The organism is Methanobacterium sp., from assembly GCA_012838205.1.
In the GTDB taxonomy this organism is placed as follows: Archaea; Methanobacteriota; Methanobacteria; order Methanobacteriales; family Methanobacteriaceae; genus Methanobacterium.
In genome coordinates, this window is the sequence record DUPR01000022.1 from 32,501 (window position 1) to 47,664 (window position 15,164).

Here is a 15,164-nt window from a genome sequence, read left to right on the forward strand (position 1 = left end):
ACGACATAACCCCAAAAACCGTTGGTAAAGTTGTTTTTGATATTTGTGTGAAGGAGCAGAAGATTTTCCAAAAATCGCCCTGGTTTTTGGGACCAGTTCTGGGAAATGTTCCTCTAAAACTTCATAGTAACGGGTTTTACAATCATACGGTCCATCACCATAAAGAGTCAACCCACTGGCTAATACAAAATCTGCACCATTTTCTTTGACATCTTTAAACATTTTATCCAAATGTTCTTCAGAATCAGATAAAAATGGTAAAAGTGGCATGAAGATCGCCCCCACAGTAAAACCAGCATCTTTACATTTTTTAATGGTGTCCAACCTTTTTTTTAAAGAAGGAACTCCGGGTTCAAATATTCTGGCCAATTTTTCATCAGTTGTGGAAAAAGAAAAGGAAAGTACCACTCCAGTATCCATTTTTCCTTCAAGTTCTTTGGGTATTATTGCCTTTTCACCTATTTTCTTTAAAAGGTCCAGATCCCTCAATATAAGTGGAGAACGGGTCAGAATGTTAATCGGAAATTTGAATCTTAAAATAATCATTAATAGTTCCCGGGTAATTTTTAAATCTTTTTCCACAGGAAGATATGGATCGGTAGCTGATCCCAAGACTATGAAACCATACTCCCTTTTTCTTGCCCTTGTTTTTAGTTGTCTGACCAGTACTTCCGGGGCATTTATCTTGGCAGCCAGACTTGGAACTTGGTGTTCACCATACTTACTTCCTCTGGTGTAACAGTAAACGCAATTGAAAGAACAATTGGAATATGGATTTATAGAGTAACTTGATAAAAACCAATCATCAACAAATTTCTGTTTATTTAACACTGATTGAACTTGAATTTTTCTTACCAGTTCTCTCACCTAAAATAATAGGGGCATCTCACAAGAATTTCTGCTACAATTAATATATTAATTAGGATTCTATAACTTTAACCACATGAACACAACACAACCCCTTGGTAACTTGCTTCCTGAAATACGAAGAAAAGCCCTTAAAAGAGTAGATAAAAGACCCCCACACGAACTGGCAGCCAGTTGGTCAGGAGATGATCTTCTATATTCCGGACCTGGCAAGTCTATTTTCATAGTTCTGCCCACACCAGGATGTGCATGGGCATTAGCAGGTTTGGGAGGTTGTAGTATGTGCAGTTACATCGCGGATTCTCCTCTCCAAAAGGTTTCTTCCCAAGAATTGGTGAAAATCTTCAAAGAACATTTCCAAAGGCAAATGCAAAAACAGGACATTCATGTGCCTACTTCAATTAAGATTTTCGTGTCTGGCAGCTTCTTAAACACGGAAGAAATACCTAAAAATGCCCAAAAAGAGATTTTAAAAATTATTAATGAATACGAAGATGTTGAAGAAGTTGTAGTTGAATCTAGACCGGAATATGTTAATGAAGATGTGCTGAGGGATTGCTGTTCTATGATTCCGGGTAAAATATTAGAAGTGGCCATTGGACTGGAAAGTGCAGATGATGAAATTAGGATCAACAAAATAAACAAAGGTTTTGCTCGGAAAGATTTTGAAAAAGCCATGGAAGTTATAAATCAGTTGAAATCTGATTTTGATGTGCGTGTTAAGGCTTATTTACTTGTTAAACCTATTTTAACGTCTGAAAAAGATGCAATTGATGATGCTGTGAAATCAGCCCAGTACGCTGAAAGAGCAGGAGTAGGTAGGGTGTCTTTCTGCCCCTCCACCATTCATAAAGGAACTCTGATGGAAATTTTATGGAGACGTGGTGCATATCAGCCCCCATGGATATGGAGTACACTAGAAATTATCCGCAAAGTTAAAAACACTGTTAAAATACCTGTAATAATGGATACTGCTGGTTTCGGAACCAGGAGAGGACCATTCAATTGTAAAAAATGTAATTCAAAATTAAAAGATGCAATAATTAAATCTAATATTAATCAAACCATTCCCGAAGAATTTGAATGTGAATGTAAGGTTAAATGGAAAGCAGATCTTGAATTTTCTGATGTGACCAGGTCAACCACTAACCTTCTAAAAAATCGTTAATTTTAAAAAAAAATGTTATTAAAAGAATTTAATGGTGAAATAATGCCCCAATGTAGTGAATGCAAATTTTATAAACCAATTGATGAGGAGAAAGGAAACTGTTTTGGGCAGGAAATCCCAGGAAATATGGATGTTAATAAATGTCCAGTTAACGCTTTCAGACAAAAATGATGTTCTTGCAGACTTGAAAAAATGCTAAACTAAAAAATATGCCAAATTGGAGATATTTATGATTATGAAAAAATGGCAAATTTTTGGAATAATTGTTTTTATAATTATGCTGGCTTTATTCATTTTATTGGTTGTGCCGATTACCAAAGACACTGGAGATAAAATAAATATATTGTTATTAGGTGTTGATGCTCGAGATTTGGAACATCCGGGTAATACTGATTCTATCTCCATTATTTCTATTGATAAAAGTACTAAAAAACTATCTCTACTATCAATTCCTCGTGATACCCGTGTGAAAATTCATGGAAGAGGGCTTGACAAAATTAACTCTGCTTATCCCTATGGAGGGTTAAACGTGACCATAAATACTGTAGAGGAATTTTTAGGTATTGAAATAGATTATTATCTTTTGGTGAATTTTCAAGAATTCAAAAACATAGTGGATACTATAGGTGGAATATATATTGATATTGATGAAAATGAATCTGCAAAAATTAGCCAACTCAACGGGGCGAAGGGTTTAACTAAATTAAATGGAGACCAAACTTTAGCTTATGCTAGATTCAGGTTTGACTCACAAGGAGATGTTGGAAGAGTTATAAGGCACCAAAAAATAATCAAAGCAATAATAGATGAATTTTTAAAACCAAACAACCTTGCCAAAGCACCGTCGGTTCTTAATCAATTAAATAGTAATGTGCATACCAATATTCCCCTTCTTGAAATAACAGTTTTAGAAAAGTTTTTTTCAGGTTTTAACCTAGATAATAGTAAAACTGCTATTATTTCAGGAAATTGGACAACCATTGATGGCATTGTTTACATGATTCCTAATAACCAAACTAAAGAACAAATGATAACTGAATTAGAATTAAGAGATTAGATTTGTGTACTTAGATTGATTGGAAATCAACCCTATTCAAATGGAACCAGTTAATATGTTGATTAATTTGATATACATAATCCTAATTGAGTGATAGGGATTGCTTTTGTTTTTTTAAATATATTTCAGGAAATAAATGAAATTAAATTTGGATAAGTCCAGAATAATATAATTTACCCGAATTTCAATTTTTCTTTCTTTCGCAACTAAAACATAACTGAGTGTCACGATTTGTTTTGAAAATTTTCCCACACTTTTTACATGTAACTTGCTTGATCAGGGGTTTCTTTCTAACATAGTGTTTAAACAGTTTAAGGGGAGTTGTACAAGCATCAGCATGTATTCCTGCTTTTGCTTTCCTGTTTAAAGCTTCTTCAGCATATTTTCTTTCCAGTGCTTCTTCATCATCCCTTGCCATGTTAAATCCATCCAATAATATTAATGTATCTCATCCAGTAGTTTAACATTTGGGCCTTTTTCACGTTTTTGCTATCATCACAATTCTGGTATGAAGTTTATGGAAGAAATCTCAACATGACCCTTCCACCAAAAAAATCTTCAATTCACTTTCCTCACTTACTTTTACATAATTGTCATTTTGGTAGGTAACTATCACTGTACACTTAACCTAATAAATTTCAAATGAAATTGTTTCTCCAATAATATATTTACCTTTAGATGTGACTTTAAAATCTGCGTTACCCATATATATATCGTCAGTTTTCTTGGTAACAATTGAATAAATACATTTAGCACTTTATTGATATCTTTTTTATATAATGACACCCATATTATGAATATATATTTATTATTATTGTATTTTTTATCCTTAGAAAAAATTATTGCTGTTAAATCAATGTAAACATTATGAAAAATATAACGCTACAATGGATTAAATTTTAAAATTGGATGCTGAAAAAATGAGAATTGGAGGCCATATCACATCAACTCTGGAATTTCCAGGTCATATGTCCATTGTGTTTTTCACTGCAGGATGTAACCTATTATGTTCCTACTGCCACAATCCAGAACTTATCGATGTGGATGGAGGGGAAGATATTCCATTAAAAGAGTTATATAGGATAATTCAAGATTCAAGTGATTTTATTGATGCAGTGGTTATTACAGGTGGTGAACCTCTCTTGCAGAGTGATGATGCCAAAAAACTATTAGAGTGCTGTCATGATTATGATTTAAAGACCAAACTTGACACCAATGGATGTTATCCAAAAAAGCTTAAAAAAATTATTGGTGTGGTAGATTACGTTGCCTTAGATGTTAAAGCACCCTTCGATGCATATAAAGAAATCATTGGTGATGATGTTGGTGATTTAGTAAAAAAAAGCATGGAACTTTGCTATGATTCAGATTGTTTCCTTGAATGCAGAACTACCTACGTGCCATCCCTAATGAATCCAACAGATATGGAAAAAATCGCCAAAGAAATTACTTGCGATCTGTATACAATTCAACAGTTTAGAAATCGTACCGTTTTAGATGAAAAACTTCAAAACACACCCAACACCACTCGAAAAGAGCTTCTCAAGATTGCTAATAAAATAAAACCTTTTTTAGATAATGTTAAAATTAAAACTGGTGAATTCGGGGATGAAATTATAAAGTAATCCCTATTTATGCCCCCTTACAACAATGAAAGATCCTTCCCCATATCCATCTTTCACAGAAAAAACATCTTTTAATTTTTCCCCCACTTTAAATACTGCCTGTTTGAACCTGAAATCTCTGAAATGAGCCTTTTCCATATATGAAACAACCTCTTTTACTGAGTAAAATCTTGCATCTTTATAAAAAGTGCTTTCATTTCTATTTTTTTCATACATTTTTCCCATAGGACTTTCAGCATTTATAAAACCAACAATTAAGTAACCTCCAGGTTTTAACACCCTATAAGCTTCTTTAAACGCTTTACTAATATTATCTAAAAAACAGATGGTAGTTACCATTAAAATAAAATCAAAATGGGAATCAGGGAATGGGAGTGACTCAGCAACTCCTTCAATAAATTTTATACCCCTTTTTTCAGCGAGTTTGCCCATCTTTTTCGATGGATCAATTCCTAATTTAATACCAAGTGGCGCTGCAAAACGTCCGCTTCCAACACCAATCTCAATACTATTTTCACTTTCAGGTAACAACTCTTTAACTGCTTGTAATTCTAATTCATAAATAGAACTATTTTTATCAAACCATTCATCGTATTTTTGTGAATAATTTTCAAAAGGTTCAAATTTTTCCATTCTCTCAGTTCCTTCAATATATAAAATGCTGTTGAGATTAATTTTATATAATATAAGATATTTTTTAGATAGTTAATAATTTTTTATAGGATACAATAAGATATAATCTTCCAAAATAGTGATATTTTTAAATAATTGGCAATTATTAGATTAATTTATTCGATTTTAAAAGAAATTTAGAAGTATTATATATTTTCTATAAAATAAAGATACAATTACATGATTAAACAATAAAATACATGAATTGAAGAATTAAATAAGCTTTGAAATAAAAAAAGGTGAACATTAATTGATAGGAATAAGCGCTGATTTTGATCCAGTTCACTTGGGACATGTTGATCTCATCCAGAAAGCCAGAGAAGTTGCTGATAAAAAAGATACTCAAGTGGTGATTTACCTTAACAAAGGTTACAGTGCCAATCACGCCCCTTTTTTCACCAAATTCGAGGCAAGGAGCAAGATGGCCCTTGAAGCTGGGGCTGATAGGATAGTGCCCATTGAAGGCTTGCATCACAGGCTCACCATGGCCTACACCGTTCCCATAAGGATTGCTCTGATGATCCAAGATGGTGTCACTGATTATGTGGATGCGACTGAAGTCGACCCTGCTCGGATTAAAAAATACGCTGCTAGTTTCATTAAGCGTGGTATTTTCAGTGGCATTCCTCGCAACTTACCTAATCGTAATGTGATCCGATGGTTTGCAGTTAACGAGTTTCTTAACTTGCGATTCAAACGAAAAATGAAATTTCATTTCATACCGGAAGGTAAAGTGAAAGGAGAAAAAATATCAGGTAGACAAATCCGTCGAGAGATTCTGGAAAATAATTTAAAGATAACCCCAAATGTGGCAAAAGTTCTACCTGATTCAACTATTAATATTTTAGAAGATGAGATAGAAGAAGGAAACATACCCTGTGAAAGGAACCTTGAAGTTGTACTTAACCGTTTGAACACCAGCCCCCGCCATGAACTCCTGAAAATTGCTCATTTAAATGCTTCTGCTGTGGAGCATATCATCCAGGGACGATGGTATCAAGCAGAAAATCAAGTATGGGCTTCACTGCGCCAAGCTGGTTACGGTCCAGTGTTGAGTAGGTTAGCCCTTAGCTGTGTGGAAGAAGATGTTAGCCGTAGAGAAATATATGAACTTATTATTGACTATGAAAAACAGGGCATCATCCCTCCTGATCAGACTATGGGACAAGTTATAGCAAGGGCGTGGTATGTTGCTTCCATGGTGGAGAAAGGACTCACCAGTTCTGAAGCCCATGAAAAATTCCGCAAAGGATCCAGAGCAAAAGATAAGCCACAATATTCCTTTGAAGCTGGGCTTCATCTTCGACGTTTTGAACTTGAATCATTAAAAGAAGGGATGGAAGCTCATCTTTATGTAGATAAGAGAGGTGTGTTGGCTTGTGAGCTGAAACCCCCTGGTCGTAAAGTTAAAAGTCCCTTAAAATTATCGGGTAAAATGGCCACCTATCTGCGATTATTAGTTGATTCTCAAGTAATTCCCCTTCGAGGAGAACTTGTAAAGAAAAAGAGTGGTTGGAGAATCAAATTACAAGTAGGGATATGAAGTTTGCTGATAATCATCATCCATTTTAGTGGATGGAAAATTTAATAAAATAAGAACTTATTTCCGTTTTAGTGTTCTGGAACATCATCGTGGTGAGCTTCATGGTGTTCCACCACTGGACAAGCCCAGTTAGGACAGAAGGTCATCACCAGTTTGCCCTTATCCGTGACAATATAAAAACGCCAACAATTGTTTTCATACGCTTTAAAGGAGCAACTCATCACTTTTCTACCTTCAAGTTTCTTTATGTACTCCTGACATTCTTTTACATGATTTTGATCAGGCATTTGAACCAAATCCATTTAAAATCCACAATAAATGGTTTTCATATGTCACTGCTGATGTCTATCCTTATTATATAGTATATTATTTTCATAAATCCTATATAATTATTACTATTGTACAATAGCTAATTTTCCCCTTTAAAAGCTATTTTTCTTAAATTTCCGAAATACGTCTCTATAATCAGTTGGTTTTTCTGATATGTAACCCAATTTATCGTGAAGGTGATGGAAGAACTCACTAGTAGCACGAGTAACCAGGGGATCTTCATATTTTGATAGAAATTTGGATACTTCCTCCATTTCCTGAGCACGTCTATGACTATGTAATGTGCTACTTTTAAGACGAGAAACTGATGAGTCTTTAAAATTTGATCCTTCAGTTTGACTGAGGTAACGCCATAAAATTTCATCCAAACCCATCTGAAAAGCAGCATAAAATGATTCAAAAAGAAGGGCTGAAACACCTTTAGTATAAGCACTGCGAAGCATCTTCAAACCAGATGCTTGACCCAATTGTGAGCCAATCACTTCTATATTCATACCATAATTCTTTAATTCAGCAAAAATTTCAGCACGCGGACCTGAAGCTATTATGGGTGTTTTTAATCCATTTTTTATGCTGCCCATTATGGCAGCGTCAACAGTGTAGCCTTCGGCAATGTAAGTTGAAGCTTCATTTATTGTGGCAGGAGATACATTATTTAAATCCACATAAATTCCATTAAAATTTTTCCCCACATTTTTGGCTACATTTACTGCTTCAGCAGGGATAACAGCTGATAACAATATATCACAGGATTTTGCAAGTTCTGAATAAGTTGAACATAAATAAACACCAGTTGATTTTGCTGATTCTGCTGATTTATGACTTCTTCCATCTGTACACGTTAAAACTTTAAGTCCGTGGTCTATCAACCCATTAGATAATGTTTGTGCCACTTCTCCGAATCCTATAAAACCTAATTTCATTGTATCATCCCCTTAATTCATGGATATATTCGCAATATGATACTTTATAAAAAACCCATTAGCATATATAAACCTGCAGAGGCTATTATTACTCCAGATATTATCCTAATCCAATCTGAATGCTTTATCATAAAATCAAAACGGATTTTTGACATTAACATAGCCATTATGAATATTGTTAAGGAAAATCCCCCGGCAAAAAGGGTCATGTTAATAACACTAAAACTTAAATCGCCTGTTGATGCACTATAAGTTGCTATTGCAACCACGTAGGGACCGAAACATGGTGACCAAGCCAAACAAGTTAAAAACCCCATTAAAAATGATCCTAAAATGCCTTTACGAGAGTTTGATTTGCTGAAGATGCTGGTTGTTGGCAAGTTAAACATATTTTTCATGGCAATTAAAAGAATTCCAGTTACCACCAGGATCAGCGCAGCGGTTATTCGGAAATATAATAGATAATAATTTATCGCCGCCGTGAATATGGCGGTAAGGATAGTTACGCTGGCAAAAAATAAGAAAAATCCTAAATTGAAAGATATTATCTCCAAAGTCGTTCTTTTGAGTATGGAAAAACCTACAATAACTGGTATCAGAGGCAGAACACATGGTGAGATGGTTGATGCCATCCCTGCCAAAAAGGACAGTATGTAACTAGTTTCCATTTTATCCTCTGAAATCGGTTGAAATGTTTTAGTATATTAGAAAGGAATTGTCCCATCAAATTATAATTTATAGTTGAGTTAATAGTTGTTCTGGGCTTTGATATCCAATGATCCGCTTTATTTCCCGGCCGTTATAATCCAGGATTATTATGGTAGGAAGACTGTAAGCTTGATATTTTTGACTTAACTGGGGGTTTGCATCCACATCCAGTTTTAGCAATACATAGTTTTTCATTAATTTTTCTTTAACTTCCGAAGATGCATAGGTTAGATCATCCATCTGTGTGCAATATACGCACCAATCTGCATAGAAGTAAATAAATATCTTCTTGTGGGTATTTTTTGCTACTTGAATGGCATGATTATAATCATTGTCCCATTTTATAGACGATTTTGGGTCTTTATTTGTTTCATCACTATTTAAACTCGAAACAATTACTGCCACAATTAGTAATCCGATGAAAATTAATACTAAACTAATGGAATGTTTGTTCATACTCTTTTATTGGACTTATGATTTAATATATCTACTTTAATAGATTTCAGCCACAAAATATATAAAAAATATGGAAAAAGGAGTTAAATTAGTTTAATTTTAAAACTACATTATCTCCAACTTCAACACCGGTTTCCCGTGCTATTGGTTTGCACTTAGCATTAAATAGGCAGAAGACAGGTTTTTTCCCGAGGTCTATTTCACCAAGGCCTTCATAATTTCCCAAACCTTTGGCGATAATTAGATCAGTTTCCTGGAATTCTTGTTTGAAATCATCAGAAAGATCATGATAGATTACCCCAATGGAATCAGTTCCAGTGGTTGTTAATCTTGCTACTTCATCAAGACCAACATCCAATGCTTCCTTCATACAAGCATCGTTGAGAATGGGATACTTTTTAAGAGCTACAGTTACTTCAACATTGTATTCATCTAACTTTTTAATTAATAACTTATCAAATACTATCTCACCCACATTATCAGCTAGATAAATAACAGTTTTAGCTTTTTGAAGTTCAGTCTCCAGTTGGGGTGTATGATCAATGGCCAGATCTTTTTCTATAGTAGACATGACCAGTTCTTCAATGTCAGTTTCTAATCCTAAAGCCCCAAAATCAAGAATATTACCAGCAATCGCTGCTTTAAGATAATTTTTAAGGGATTTGTCTTTTTCCAATAACTTTTCTACACGAGGTAGAAATTGAATTGCAATCTGGTCTGATATTTCCCGTAGATCATGGTATGGATCAGGGTTTTCAGTTTCACGTTTGATAGTACGGTGTATCTCCGTACCAATCTGATTAGATACTGCTCCTTTTTTAAATTTTTTACAGAGAATTTGGTTGATCATTTCTGTTACTTTCATTTTTAGATCTTCATCATCAGTTGCCAGATCTAGAGCTTCTCTTGCTTGTCTGAGAAAGCATGATGCGCATTCGTAGTGTACTTTCATCATTTCACCTTAGAATTATTAAATGATTAAGAAATTAAAGGCTAACAGGTGCAGGGGAAAGGCAGAGGATAAAAATTATCAATATTACAACGGCTATTATTTTTCGGTTACCATCTAGAGAACTAATATTGTCCTGAGCACCAGGATGTCCTTTTCCAAAAAAGAAAATGACCCCCATTAGTAATGCCATAATATACCAGCCCAATATGATAGTTATCACTACCCCTCCAATTGAAACAATTTTGTGAAAATTTTGGCCGAAAAGTGACCTAACTATGTGTCCACCATCTAGATAAGCCACTGGCATCAGATTTAGCATGGTAACGATAATCCCCACCCAACCAGCAAAGGCAACAGGGTGGAGAAGTAATATCTGACCTTCACTTGCAGTTGGAGCTGCCAGAAATGTGAGTAATTCCATTATAGGTGGTGGTAGAAAAAGCATGGAAGTATCAGTATTTACACCTAATGTGGATAAGTTCAGACCAATTAAAATAATCGGGATAGCAACTAGGAAGCCAGCCAAAGGACCACTGTATCCTAAATCAAATAATGCTTTTCGATTAGGTATTGGAGATTTAACGTTTATTAAAGCCCCAAAAGTTCCAATTATAGTTGGTGCAGGAATAAAATAAGGTAAAGTAGCACTTATTCCGTGTTTACGTGCTGCTAAATAATGGGCCGTCTCATGAGCCCCTATAATTCCAAGTAAAGAGGCAGAAAATGCAATAGCTTGCCATATGTCCCCTTTTCCCAGAATATACCCTGCAAATAAGGTTGTGCATATGGTGGCTAGGAAAAGAATAATATTAAAAATAATCCTTGATTCGCCCTTTTCCGGCTTTTTGGCAATATTTATTTTATAATAATTGCCTTCTGGATTAATAAAAGGAATGAAACCATGTTTGGCCAGTTCTTGTGCCAGTGCTTGGAAACTTTCCGGATTATAATTTCCCACTAAAAAATAGGATTCTTTTCCCATTCCATCTTTATGGAATCCGATTAAAGGAAAATGATGAGAAATTGATTGTTCAATTAGAGTAAAGTCATCCACTGAAACACGTCCAGGATTGATTTATCCACCATAAATTACTTTAATTACTTCTATTAAATCCCCATCTTCTATTATTTCTTCTTCAATGATGATTGAATGATTTTTCTTAACAACAACAGTTTCTACAGGTATTTCTATCATTTGAAGCAAATCTTTAACTGTTTTTCCTTCATCAATATCCAATTGTTTTTCATCTTCTCCAATGACAACTGTTACTTGCATATCTTCAAATCCTGATTTAGTTAAGGAATGTTAACTCAACAATGTAATCATACCACAATCACATTGAAATAATTAATCTATTCTTGTAGTATTTAAATAAATCATCTCACTGATTCCATGACAATCTAAAACTACATGCTTTGCATATTTTATCAGCAGCCGGCTCGTTACATTCCTGGCAAACTCCCATAGGACTTTTTTGTGAAAATTTTTCTCTTAATACTGGTTTAATTTTATCGAAACCTCTTAAAGTAGAGTACATTATAGTAGGATGTTCCTTGCTGATTTCTTTGAGAAAAACACCTACCTTTGCACGGAAAGAATCTCCAGCATAGGGACAGCTAGCTAGATGAACCGGTAAATTACATGCCAACACATAGGTGGCAATTTCTTTCTCAGGAATTTCCCTAAGTGGCTTGATTTTTACAGTGAAACATTCATTCTTGGATTCTGAGCGGATTCCAATACGGGTGAGGTTGTGGATGTTTCCCTCCAAGTAATTCATAAGAATGGATTGAGTTTCATCATCCAAATTGTGGCCAGTGGCAATCTTTGTAGCGTTTTCTTCCCTGGCTACTTGATTAAGGATCCATCTCCTGAAAACGCCACAATAAGTGCAAGCATTCCTATCATCTGAATCAGACATTATTTCATCAAGTGAACGGCCAACATATTCTTTAAAAGATACAATTCGGTGCTCAATACCTAGTTTATCAGCATTTTGAGCTGCAATACGCACTCCTTCCTTTCTATAGCCGCGTATTCCCTCATCAATGGTTACGGCCACCAAGTCTATGATTCGCCTATTCCGGAGATTGTTTAATATGTGAAGAACCATTACGCTGTCTTTGCCACCGGATAGGGCAACAAGAACTTTGTCGCCTTTTTCAATAAGTTTTTGCCTGCGAATATCTTTTAAAACCTTTTCCTGTATAGATTCCACGAAACAGTCCTGGCAAAGTATCTGCCCTGACTGCTTCCTTTTGATGATGGTGTGAGAGTTTCCACATTTATGGCAGTTTTCCATTGATTTTTACTCCTTGTATTAGTCATAAGCCCCCTTATACTGGGAAGTTTATTAAATATAATATCAAAATAATTTCGTAGTATAAATGGTTGGTCATTGTTTCAATATACGCATTATTAATACTCCATGAACTTCTGGAAAATTGGAAAATCCTGAACATAATTTTTTCCAAGTTTAAGGGAGTCTTCAGCTTTTTGAAGTTCTTGACCTAGATAAGCAGCATGTTCAACCCTCGAGACAAGTTTTCTTTTAATAATCTCATGGTACACTTCTTTTGCATTCTGACCAGAAATACCAATGGTGGGCTGCATTTTTTGGTAGTGAACAGCCATGATTTGCCCATCTACTAGCTTTATCCTAAAGCTACCTGCAGGATCCTGGGTGAAAGCATAGTTATCCATTCCTTCTATTGTTGGAACGTCAATTTCTTCCTGAATTTCTTCTCCTTTTCGTTTATCCTTAAATACCAGGAGATTTATTCCTAGATCTTTAGGTATGGATCCTTGCATTTTGGCAAGAAACATCATTTTTGAGGAAATTGACAATTCTTTAACACTCCCCAGAGTTTTACCACTTTCTTCAGGGGTGAAAAGAATGCTTGCCCCCAACTCCATTGATACCCCTGCAAGAAGGGCGTTCACACCCACAGAGTCAACATCTAGAAGTTCAGTTACATTTCCAATTCCAAAAAAAATTGGACAATAATCGGGTTTAACTTCTTCTTTAAATTTTTGACAAGCAATTATTGAATCTACCATACTCCGACTGTTAATTGGATCCAATATAGGGTCTGCAATAACTTCTATCCCATTACACTTCTTTTTTAAATCAATTAATGAATTAACCCGTTCTTCAATACTTTCTGGAACCCATCCGTTTTTGTAATCAGTTGGTAAAATTACTGCAGGTATTTTATTATCCTTAAGTAGTGGCAAAACATCTTGATAGTTTCCATGGTCCAAGCTTAAGACCATGTCAACACCGGCATCTATTGCTACTTTGATTTCTTCAGATTGGAGGGTGTCTATGCTCACTGGGACATCCAATTTCTCTTTAAGTAGCTTGACCATGGGGGGTATTTTGGATGCCATGTTTTCACCAGCGATCATTCCAATATCCACCATATTAGCCCCTGATTTAACGAAATACTCTGCTCGTTTTAAAAGTTTTTCATGAGTCAGAACAGGTGCATTGGCTATTTCAGCAAGCACTCTCATAGGAAAATCTTCACCCACCGGTAAATCAGCTACTAATATATTTCCTGGTTTTTTAAGGAGTTTTTTCCTGTTTTTAGTATCTTCTTCAAAATCAGAAATAAATTTAAGAGCACGTTTTCGTTGTTCTTCTTCTATGAGTTTGTCGGCAGACTTTTTTGTGGATAAATCCAGATTTTCAACCATTTCCAAGACAATATCTAAGTAAGCTGCGTCAGTAGATCCTTTATATGCGGGTATTCCTATTTCTTTGGTAATAGGACTAATATCTTTACGTATAAGCCCTGGGGTAATGATCATGTCCACGGTTTTTAATTCCTTCTCTGGTAAAGTTCTCAATTCCTGAATAATTTTTTGGGGTGTTAAAAAAGCAGCAATGGGTGTGTTAACCACATGCACGCGGATGTCGTGATCAGTTTTTAGTGAAGCATCATGTACAAGGGGGCTTGCAAGTTCACCGGTTATAATCAGTATTTTCATTAGAGTAATCCCACTCATTTTTTTTGGAAATGATTCTATTCTTTCATATTATTTAAAAAGTATATAAAGATAAAAAATTTTTATATGAAAAAAAAATCATTGGACTAAATGAAATGTAATGATTAGAAAAAGAGAACATCACTTGATTAAACATGTTTCAAGCCTTGTTATATGAACTATTGAAGAAATATCTAATTTATATTTGTTAATATACTCTATGATGATTAAATAATCTTAAAAATAGACTATGCAACTTTATATATTTTAAAAAAAACTCCCACCAACATGTATATATAATATGTATATTTATAATGATTAACTATGAGGAATGGAGGTAAATTATGATCGAAATTCGCTTTCATGGACGCGGTGGGCAAGGAGCAGTTACTGCCGCAGAAATACTTGCAAAAGCAGCATTTGAAGACGGAAAATACTGTCAAGCATTCCCATTTTTCGGTGCTGAGCGAAAAGGAGCACCAGTCATGGCTTTTACCAGAATTCATGATAAACCCATAAGAAGAAGATATCAAGTTTATAACCCAGATCATGTTCTTGTATTAGACGCAACACTCCTTGAAGCCGTTGATGTATTATCTGGCCTTAAAACAGGAGGTAAAGTGATTGTAAATTCAAAAGATGATTTAGAATTAAGTGGTGCTGAAGTACACACCATTGATGCCACTGGAATTGCACTAGATGTGCTGGGTGTGCCCATCGTCAATACAGTGATGTTAGGATCCTTTGCCAAAGTAATTGGCGGAGTATCTTTAGATTCAATAATTAAAATTATAAAAGAAACTTTCCCCGGCAAAATTGGGGAGAAAAATGCTGAAGCAGCTAAAATTGCCTTTGAAAAGGTGAAATAA

Annotated in this window: 17 protein-coding genes (1 of these 17 cut by a window edge); 5 read left to right on the forward strand and 12 right to left on the reverse strand. The window is 34.9% G+C overall.

Annotated features, from left to right (window positions below):
* On the reverse strand, positions 1–867 hold the 5' portion of the coding sequence (locus GXZ72_03135) for a radical SAM protein (protein HHT18534.1). 30 nt of this gene lie to the left of the window's left edge; 867 of the gene's 897 nt are visible here — the first part of the coding sequence; its start codon is at positions 865–867; its stop codon lies off the left edge, out of view.
* 76 nt (positions 868–943) lie between these two features.
* Here GXZ72_03135 and GXZ72_03140 point away from each other — a divergent pair, with 76 nt between their 5' ends.
* On the forward strand, positions 944–2,035 hold the full coding sequence (locus tag GXZ72_03140; protein HHT18535.1) for an archaeosine biosynthesis radical SAM protein RaSEA: 1,092 nt from the start codon (positions 944–946) through the stop codon (positions 2,033–2,035).
* 229 nt (positions 2,036–2,264) lie between these two features.
* Positions 2,265–3,092 (forward strand): LCP family protein, encoded by an 828-nt coding sequence (locus tag GXZ72_03145; protein HHT18536.1) that lies wholly within the window; start codon positions 2,265–2,267, stop codon positions 3,090–3,092.
* A gap of 184 nt (positions 3,093–3,276) precedes the next feature.
* On the opposite strand, the gene GXZ72_03150 is transcribed toward GXZ72_03145, so the two are convergent.
* Positions 3,277–3,510 (reverse strand): hypothetical protein, encoded by a 234-nt coding sequence (locus tag GXZ72_03150; protein HHT18537.1) that lies wholly within the window; start codon positions 3,508–3,510, stop codon positions 3,277–3,279.
* 502 nt (positions 3,511–4,012) lie between these two features.
* On the opposite strand from GXZ72_03150, the gene GXZ72_03155 reads away from it, so the two are divergent.
* The gene (locus GXZ72_03155) at positions 4,013–4,717 is read left to right on the forward strand and encodes an anaerobic ribonucleoside-triphosphate reductase activating protein (GenBank protein HHT18538.1); all 705 of its coding nucleotides are present in this window, start codon (positions 4,013–4,015) and stop codon (positions 4,715–4,717) included.
* A 3-nt stretch (positions 4,718–4,720) separates the two neighbouring features.
* On the opposite strand, the gene GXZ72_03160 is transcribed toward GXZ72_03155, so the two are convergent.
* A complete protein-coding gene (locus GXZ72_03160; GenBank protein ID HHT18539.1) occupies positions 4,721–5,350 on the reverse strand; it encodes a class I SAM-dependent methyltransferase in 630 nt (209 codons plus the stop codon).
* 289 nt (positions 5,351–5,639) lie between these two features.
* On the opposite strand from GXZ72_03160, the gene GXZ72_03165 reads away from it, so the two are divergent.
* Positions 5,640–6,932, forward strand: coding sequence for an adenylyltransferase/cytidyltransferase family protein (locus tag GXZ72_03165; protein ID HHT18540.1), 1,293 nt, complete (start codon positions 5,640–5,642; stop codon positions 6,930–6,932).
* A gap of 68 nt (positions 6,933–7,000) precedes the next feature.
* Here the strand turns inward: GXZ72_03165 and GXZ72_03170 are convergent, their stop codons facing one another.
* The 9 genes from GXZ72_03170 to GXZ72_03210 form a co-directional block, all read right to left on the reverse strand.
* Positions 7,001–7,219 carry a hypothetical protein gene (locus tag GXZ72_03170; GenBank protein HHT18541.1) on the reverse strand — a complete coding sequence of 73 codons (219 nt, stop codon included), beginning with the start codon at positions 7,217–7,219 and terminating at the stop codon, positions 7,001–7,003.
* 135 nt (positions 7,220–7,354) lie between these two features.
* The gene (locus GXZ72_03175; protein ID HHT18542.1) at positions 7,355–8,185 is read right to left on the reverse strand and encodes an NAD(P)-dependent oxidoreductase; all 831 of its coding nucleotides are present in this window, start codon (positions 8,183–8,185) and stop codon (positions 7,355–7,357) included.
* 44 nt (positions 8,186–8,229) lie between these two features.
* Positions 8,230–8,853 carry a cytochrome c biogenesis protein CcdA gene (locus GXZ72_03180; GenBank protein HHT18543.1) on the reverse strand — a complete coding sequence of 208 codons (624 nt, stop codon included), beginning with the start codon at positions 8,851–8,853 and terminating at the stop codon, positions 8,230–8,232.
* Positions 8,854–8,920: 67 nt separating this feature from the next.
* Positions 8,921–9,298 (reverse strand): thioredoxin fold domain-containing protein, encoded by a 378-nt coding sequence (locus GXZ72_03185; protein HHT18544.1) that lies wholly within the window; start codon positions 9,296–9,298, stop codon positions 8,921–8,923.
* A 139-nt stretch (positions 9,299–9,437) separates the two neighbouring features.
* Positions 9,438–10,301, reverse strand: coding sequence for a DUF89 family protein (locus GXZ72_03190; protein ID HHT18545.1), 864 nt, complete (start codon positions 10,299–10,301; stop codon positions 9,438–9,440).
* A gap of 34 nt (positions 10,302–10,335) precedes the next feature.
* On the reverse strand, positions 10,336–11,355 hold the full coding sequence (locus GXZ72_03195; GenBank protein ID HHT18546.1) for a site-2 protease family protein: 1,020 nt from the start codon (positions 11,353–11,355) through the stop codon (positions 10,336–10,338).
* A gap of 21 nt (positions 11,356–11,376) precedes the next feature.
* The gene (locus tag GXZ72_03200) at positions 11,377–11,577 is read right to left on the reverse strand and encodes a MoaD/ThiS family protein (GenBank protein ID HHT18547.1); all 201 of its coding nucleotides are present in this window, start codon (positions 11,575–11,577) and stop codon (positions 11,377–11,379) included.
* A 106-nt stretch (positions 11,578–11,683) separates the two neighbouring features.
* Complete coding sequence (locus GXZ72_03205) at positions 11,684–12,604, reverse strand: TIGR00269 family protein (protein ID HHT18548.1); 921 nt, start codon at positions 12,602–12,604, stop codon at positions 11,684–11,686.
* 116 nt (positions 12,605–12,720) lie between these two features.
* Entirely contained in the window at positions 12,721–14,298 is a 1,578-nt protein-coding gene (locus tag GXZ72_03210; GenBank protein ID HHT18549.1) for a dihydropteroate synthase-like protein, read from the reverse strand.
* 341 nt (positions 14,299–14,639) lie between these two features.
* Between GXZ72_03210 and GXZ72_03215 the strand changes: the two genes are divergently transcribed.
* A complete protein-coding gene (locus GXZ72_03215) occupies positions 14,640–15,164 on the forward strand; it encodes a pyruvate ferredoxin oxidoreductase subunit gamma (protein ID HHT18550.1) in 525 nt (174 codons plus the stop codon).

Coding starts and splice junctions, on each gene's coding strand:
- GXZ72_03155 (HHT18538.1), top strand. CDS start 4,013: ATGAGAATTGGAGGCCATATCACATCAACTCTGGAATTTCCAGGTCAT.
- GXZ72_03145 (HHT18536.1), top strand. CDS start 2,265: ATGATTATGAAAAAATGGCAAATTTTTGGAATAATTGTTTTTATAATT.
- GXZ72_03215 (HHT18550.1), top strand. CDS start 14,640: ATGATCGAAATTCGCTTTCATGGACGCGGTGGGCAAGGAGCAGTTACT.
- GXZ72_03200 (HHT18547.1), bottom strand. CDS start 11,577: ATGCAAGTAACAGTTGTCATTGGAGAAGATGAAAAACAATTGGATATT.
- GXZ72_03190 (HHT18545.1), bottom strand. CDS start 10,301: ATGAAAGTACACTACGAATGCGCATCATGCTTTCTCAGACAAGCAAGA.
- GXZ72_03210 (HHT18549.1), bottom strand. CDS start 14,298: ATGAAAATACTGATTATAACCGGTGAACTTGCAAGCCCCCTTGTACAT.
- GXZ72_03170 (HHT18541.1), bottom strand. CDS start 7,219: ATGCCTGATCAAAATCATGTAAAAGAATGTCAGGAGTACATAAAGAAA.
- GXZ72_03175 (HHT18542.1), bottom strand. CDS start 8,185: ATGAAATTAGGTTTTATAGGATTCGGAGAAGTGGCACAAACATTATCT.
- GXZ72_03140 (HHT18535.1), top strand. CDS start 944: ATGAACACAACACAACCCCTTGGTAACTTGCTTCCTGAAATACGAAGA.
- GXZ72_03205 (HHT18548.1), bottom strand. CDS start 12,604: ATGGAAAACTGCCATAAATGTGGAAACTCTCACACCATCATCAAAAGG.
- GXZ72_03150 (HHT18537.1), bottom strand. CDS start 3,510: ATGGCAAGGGATGATGAAGAAGCACTGGAAAGAAAATATGCTGAAGAA.
- GXZ72_03160 (HHT18539.1), bottom strand. CDS start 5,350: ATGGAAAAATTTGAACCTTTTGAAAATTATTCACAAAAATACGATGAA.
- GXZ72_03180 (HHT18543.1), bottom strand. CDS start 8,853: ATGGAAACTAGTTACATACTGTCCTTTTTGGCAGGGATGGCATCAACC.